4 protein-coding genes are annotated in these 6749 nt (G+C 63.5%); all 4 read left to right on the forward strand.

Annotation, left to right across the window (positions count from 1 at the left end; genetic code table 11):
* Positions 1-215 precede the first annotated feature (215 nt).
* Positions 216-1019, forward strand: coding sequence for a glycosyltransferase family 25 protein (locus EN850_RS22775; protein ID WP_127277845.1), 804 nt, complete (start codon positions 216-218; stop codon positions 1017-1019).
* 262 nt (positions 1020-1281) lie between these two features.
* A complete protein-coding gene (locus tag EN850_RS22780) occupies positions 1282-2079 on the forward strand; it encodes a glycosyltransferase family 25 protein (RefSeq protein ID WP_136092292.1) in 798 nt (265 codons plus the stop codon).
* An 88-nt stretch (positions 2080-2167) separates the two neighbouring features.
* Positions 2168-4969 carry a [protein-PII] uridylyltransferase gene (locus EN850_RS22785; RefSeq protein ID WP_135917282.1) on the forward strand — a complete coding sequence of 934 codons (2802 nt, stop codon included), beginning with the start codon at positions 2168-2170 and terminating at the stop codon, positions 4967-4969.
* 46 nt (positions 4970-5015) lie between these two features.
* Positions 5016-6617: a murein biosynthesis integral membrane protein MurJ gene (murJ, locus tag EN850_RS22790; protein WP_136092286.1), complete on the forward strand. Its 1602-nt coding sequence runs from the start codon at positions 5016-5018 to the stop codon at positions 6615-6617.
* Positions 6618-6749: the final 132 nt, after the last annotated feature.

Consider the following 6749-nt stretch of genomic DNA (forward strand, 5'->3'; position numbering starts at 1 on the left):
ATCGAATTCCGTTTCGCGTCCGATGTCGCGAAATAGAAACCCTGTCCTGCGTCCAGAAACGGGTCATCGATCTAGTAACCGGAAGCTCAAGAGCCGCTTCGTCGCTGCTCGTTGCATTGCACCTTCGGGATTCCTGACGAAATAATCATGCGACCGGGCACCATCTGTGCTAGAGGGCGGCGACAGTCTCCTGGAAGTATAGATTTTATCCGAAAATGAAGTACCTGGTCATCAATCTTGATCGATCCCCGGATCGACTTGCCCATATCACCGCCGAGTTTGCCCGCATCGGCATCGCGTTCGAGCGCGTCGCGGCGGTCGATGCAAGACAACATCCCGACCTGGTGCTGCAACCCCAGCATGCCCGGTACGCCGAGCGACGCCTATTCGGCAGCGAGATCGCTTGCCTGCACAGTCACCGCGCCTGCTGGACCATCATTGCGCGGGACGACGCGCCCTACGGCGCCGTGTTCGAGGACGACATTGTGTTTTCCGCGAAAGCCGGTGTGCTGCTTGCCGATACGGGCTGGGTTCCGGCCGACGCCGATATCGTCAAGCTGGAGACATTCTTCCACAGAACGGTCATCCATCGGGCCGGCATCTCCGTCGGCCCGGGATTTTCCGTGTCCAGGCTGCGCAAGAACCACATAGGATCCGGAGGCTACCTGCTTTCCAGGCAAGCGGCCCGCGCCCTTCTGCGGGCAAGCGCGGAGGTCAACGTGGCGGTGGACAGCCTCATCTTCGACCCCGCATTCGCAACGGCAGCAGGCAAGACGATCTACCAGCTTGTTCCCGCGCTCTGCGCGCAGGACCAGTTCCTGCGCAACAGATTGCCAAGCCTGCTCCATCAGGAACGGCAAGCCGAGTGGACCGCGAGCGGGCAGGCCGAAAAACGCCGAAGGCCATTGTCGAAAAAGGTAGCGGTGGAGACTAGGCGGGTCGCCGAGTGGATCCTCGACTACTGCCAGTTGCGGCGACACGCGGTTATCCCGCTCGATCCGCCCGAAGCCGGACGTTAGATCTCTTGCCGCTACCGCCAGCGTGCCCGTGCCCACGCCGCGAAAGCAGGCTTGAGGCAGGCCTTTCGGTGCCCGTGTCGAAATTCCTGCTGAAGCTCGCCAGGGTTGATCTCTGACGCTGTTTCGAATGAAGGCTCACGCCCTGTTTTAGCCGCGCTCATTTCGTCGCACCGCAAATTACCCCAGAAATGATCAGCAATCCCTAGACCTTCACGTGCTAGACGGCTCTGGCGATCCGCTGAAGGTAAAGCCTGCGTCCGATATGAAGTGCCTTGTCATCAATCTCGATCGTTCTCCCGAGCGGCTTGCCCATATGACCGCCGAATTTTCCCGCATCGGCATCGGGTTTGAGCGAGTCGCCGGGATCGATGCCAGGCAACATCCCGACCTGGTGCTGCAGCCGCAGCACGCGATACACGCCATCCGGCCTCTTTCCGGCAGCGAGATCGCCTGCCTGCACAGCCATCGCGCCTGCTGGACGATCATTGCCAAGGGCGACGCCCCGTACGGTGTTGTGTTCGAGGACGACATGGTCTTCTCTGGCAAAGCCGGTGCATTGCTTGGCGATACGAGTTGGGTGCCAGCAGACGCGGACGTCGTGAAGCTCGAGACGTTCTTTTCCAGAACCGTCATTCAAAGGAGAAGGACTTCCGCCAGGAACGGTTTTTCCATGGTCCGGCTCCGCAAGGGCCATCCCGGGGCCGGGGGTTATCTCCTCTCGCGGCAAACCGCATGCGACTTCCTGGAAGCAACGGCGCAGGTCAACATAGCTGTCGATGATCTCATCTTCGACCCCACCATTTCAGCCGGCAAAACCGTCTACCAACTCGTTCCAGCGCTCTGCGCGCAGGACCAGTTCATTGGCGACGGGCTGCCAAGCCTGCTTGACCCGGAACGGGATGCCGCGCGGACCGCTAGTGGACTTATGACAAAGCACAGGAAGCCGACAACCGTGAGAATCAGCAGGGAAGCCGGGCGGGCAGCGCGGCGGATCACCGATTTCTTTAAGCTGCGGCGGCGGATTGTCGTCCCGCTCGCTCCAGTCGAGGCAAACGACTAGAGCGTTTGCCGGATTGACAGCAGGCCATACCCAGCGCCGAGAAAACACGCTATAGACGCCGCCCAAAAGGCAAGGCCAACCGGTATCCATGGCGAAAATCTCCCTGAAGCTCGATGAACTGATCGACGGCGACGCTTTGCGCCGCGAGATGACGGCGCTGACCGCGGCCAGCGCCGGCGACGGTTCCAGCCAGGCCATCCGTGCCGCCGTTCTTCAGCTTCTCAAGGGGCGCCTCGCCGAGGGCCGCAAGACAGCCGAGGCCATGCTGATGCAAGATGGCGGCGGCAACGCCTGCGCCGAACGGCTGTCGCACCTGATGGACGAGCTGATCCGGGCGCTCTACGATTTTGCCGCGACGCATGTCTACCGGGTGAAGAACCGGTCCTCGGCCGAACGCATGGCGGTCGTTGCCGTCGGCGGCTATGGCCGCGGCACGCTGGCGCCGGGATCCGACATCGACCTGTTGTTCCTGCTGCCCTACAAGCAGACGCCGTGGGGCGAACAAACGGTCGAGTACATGCTCTACATGCTGTGGGACATGGGGCTGAAGGTCGGCCATGCCACCCGCAACATCGATGAGTGCCTCAGGCTGTCGCGCACCGACATCACCATCCGCACCTCGATCCTGGAGGCGCGATTCCTGTGGGGCGAACGCAAGCTCTATGATGAGCTGATGCTGCGCTTCGACCACGAGGTGGTGCGCACGACCGGCCCGGAATATGTGCAGGCCAAGCTCGCCGAACGCGACGAGCGCCATGCCAAGGCCGGCGAAAGCCGCTATCTGGTCGAGCCCAACGTCAAGGACGGCAAGGGTGGGTTGCGCGATCTGCAGACGCTGTTCTGGATCGGCAAGTATTTTTACCGCGTGCGCACCGGCGAGGAACTGGTCGAGAAAGGCGTCTTCACCGAGGCCGAGTATCGCGAGTTCCAGAAGGCCGAGGATTTCCTGTGGGCGGTGCGCTGCCACATGCATTTCCTCACCGGGAAGGCCGAGGAGCGGCTGCATTTCGACATCCAGCGCGAGATCGCCGAACGGCTCGGCTATACGACCCATCCCGGCCTGTCGGCGGTCGAACGCTTCATGAAGCACTATTTCCTCGTTGCCAAGGATGTCGGCGACCTGACCCGCATCTTCTGCGCCGCGCTGGAAGAGGAGCAGGCCAAGCACGTTCCCGGCTTCAACCGCATCTTCCTGACCTTCCAGCGCCGCAAGCGCAAGCTGGCCGGGACGTCAGACTTCATCGTCGACAACCATCGCATCAACATCGCCGACGACCAGGTGTTCGAGCGCGATCCGGTCAATCTTCTCAGGCTGTTCTGGTTCGCCGACAAGCACGGGCTGGAATTCCATCCCGATGCGCTGAAACTGCTCACCCGTTCGCTCGGCCTGGTCAACAAGTCGCTCAGGCGCGACGAGGAAGCCAACCGGCTGTTTCTCGACATATTGACCTCGGACCGCAACGCCGAACTCAACCTGCGGCGCATGAACGAGGCGGGGCTGCTGGGCCGGCTGATCCCGGATTTCGGCAAGATCGTCGCCATGATGCAGTTCTCGATGTACCACCACTACACGGTCGACGAGCACTTGATCCGCTGCATCGGCGTGCTGGCCGAGATCGAGCGCGGCGATGGCGAGAAGGTGCATCCGCTGTCGCATTCGCTGATGCCGGGCCTGAAGAAGAGCCGCGAGGCGCTTTATGTCGCCGTGCTGCTGCACGACATCGCCAAGGGCAGGCCTGAAGACCATTCCGAGGCCGGCGCCAGGATCGCAAGGCGGATCTGCCCGCATATGGGGCTTTCGCCGGCCGATACGGAAACCGTCGCCTGGCTGGTCGAGAACCACCTCGTCATGTCGATGACGGCGCAGACCCGCGACCTCAACGATCGCAAGACGATCGAGGACTTCGCCTCGATCGTGCAGTCGGTCGAGCGGCTGAAGATGCTGTTGATCCTAACCGTCTGCGACATCCGGGGCGTCGGACCGGGCGTGTGGAACGGCTGGAAGGGCCAGTTGCTGCGTACGCTCTACTACGAGACCGAACTGCTGCTGACCGGCGGCTTTTCGGAAGTCTCGCGCGCCCAACGCACGGCGGCGGCACGCGAACGCCTGGCGGAGGCGCTCGCCGACTGGCCCGACAAGGCGCGCAAGCGCTATGTCGGACTGCATTATGAAAACTACCTGCTGACCGTGGACCTGCCAGACCAGCTTCGCCACGCCGAATTCATCCGCGAGGCGGACGCGGCGGGCAACAAGCTCGCCACCATGGTCAAGACCCACCAGTTCGAGGCGGTGACCGAAATCACCGTGCTGGCGCAGGACCATCCCCGTCTTCTCTCGGTCATTGCCGGGGCATGCGCCGGCGCCGGCGGCAACATCGTCGACGCGCAGATCTTCACCACGTCGGACGGCCGCGCGCTGGACACGATCCTGATATCGAGGGAGTTCGACCGCGACGAGGACGAGCGCCGGCGCGCCGAGCGCGTCGGCAAGCTGATCGAGGACGTGCTGTCGGGCAAGAGCTGGCTGCCGGAAATGATCGAGAAACGGACCAAGCCAAGGCGCGGATCCAAGGTGTTCAAGATCCCGCCGCGCGCCGAAATCCGCAACGCGTTGTCGAACCGGTTTTCGGTCATCGAGGTCGAGGGGCTCGACCGGCCCGGCCTGCTGTCGGAAATCACCGGGACGCTGTCCGACCTGTCGCTCGACATCGCCTCGGCGCATATCACCACTTTCGGCGAGAAGGTCATCGACACCTTCTATGTCACCGACCTCACCGGCCAGAAGATCGACAGCCCGGCCCGCATCGCCACCATTCGCAACAGGTTGATAGCGACGCTCGAAGGCGCGGCACTCGAACGCGGCGGCAGGGCCAGGGCAGCCGCCGAGTGACGGCCATCATCTCCTTCTTCCAATCCCACAGGCAGTCTGCGAACGCATGAGTCTCGTCAAGAAATTCGCCATCGTCGCTTCCGGCACGTTGATGAGCCGTGCGCTCGGTTTCGGCCGCGAGATGCTGATGGCAGCCGCTCTGGGCACCGGACCGGTCGCGGATGCCTTCAACGCCGCCTTCCAGTTCCCCAACACGTTTCGCCGGCTGTTCGCCGAGGGCGCCTTCAACGCCGCCTTCGTGCCGCTGTTCGCCAAGGAAATCGAGACGCACGGCACCGACGGCGCCAAGCGTTTCTCGGAAGAAGTGTTCGGGGTCCTGTTCTCGGCGCTCTTGGCGCTGACCATCGCCATGGAACTGGCGATGCCGCTGATCGTGCGCTACCTGGTGGCGCCGGGCTTCGCCGACACGCCGGGCAAGTTCGAGACGACCGTTACGCTTGCGACGATCATGTTCCCCTATCTCATCTGCATGTCGCTCGCCGCCATGATGGCGGGGATGCTGAACTCGCTGCGCCGCTATTTCGCGGCGGCCATCGCGCCGGCTTTCCTCAACATCATCCTGATCAGCGTGCTTGGCTACGCCTGGTACCATGGGCTGGATGCACATGCTGTCGGCTTCGCCCTGTCCTGGGGCGTGCTGGCGGCGGGCATGGTGCAACTCGCCATCGTCTGGGTGGCGGTGCGCAATGCCGGCATCTCGATCGGCTTCCGCCGGCCGAAGATGACGCCGAACGTGAAGCGGCTCCTGATCCTGGCGCTGCCGGCGGCGATCACCGGCGGCATCACCCAGATCAACCAGCTGATCGGCACGGCCATCGCCTCGGCGCAGGACAGTGCCGTCTCCTCGCTGGCCTATGCCGACCGCGTCTACCAGCTGCCGCTCGGTGTCGTCGGCGTCGCGGTGGCGATCGTGCTGCTGCCCGAGCTGTCGCGGGCGCTGAAGTCGGGCAACCTGATCGAGGCGGCCAATCTGCAGAACCGCTCCGTCGAATTCACCCTTTTCATGACCTTGCCTGCGGCGGCGGCGCTGTGGGTGATGTCGGAGCCGATCGTGCGGCTGGTCTACGAGCGCGGCGCCTTCGCCGCCAACCATTCGACCCCTGTCGTGGCGGCGATCCTTGCGATCTTCGGTCTCGGCCTGCCGGCCTTCGTCCTGATCAAGGCCTTCACCCCAGGCTATTTCGCCCGCGAGGACACGCGCACGCCGATGATCTTCGCCGCAATCTCCGTGGCGGTGAACGTCGCCACCGCGCTGACGCTGTTCCCGAGGATGGGCGCGCCCGGCATCGCCGTGGCGTCGGCCGTCGCCGGCTGGGTCAACGCGCTGATGCTGCTTGCCGTGCTGATCCGGCGCGGCCATTGGGGTCGCGACGTTCCGCTCTTGAAACGCATTCCGCGCCTCGTGCTGTCAGCGGTGGTAATGGGGGTCGCCCTCTATTTCGCCGAGCATTATTTCGCCGTCAGGCTCGGACCGGGCTCGCCGCTGGTGATCAAGGCAACGACCGTGCTGGCGCTGGTGGCCGGCGGGGCGACGCTCTATTTCGTCACGGCGTTCGCCACGGGCGGCGCCGATTTCGGCATGATCCGCAGGAATGTGAAACGTGGCTCAGGCAAGGCGGCGGTCAAGGACCCGTCCCAGGATTTATAGTGTCTGCGCCGCCCCTTGTATCTGCACGAGATGATTTTTGTGCGATGGAAGCGACTGAGCCTCGGGCCGGATGGCCATCCGGCCCGAGGCTTGGCGAAGTCGCCCGCTGCCCCTCCGGCTACAACCGTCAAT

Origin of the sequence: Mesorhizobium sp. M8A.F.Ca.ET.207.01.1.1, from assembly GCF_004794715.1 — a bacterium.
Lineage (GTDB): Bacteria > Pseudomonadota > Alphaproteobacteria > Rhizobiales > Rhizobiaceae > Mesorhizobium.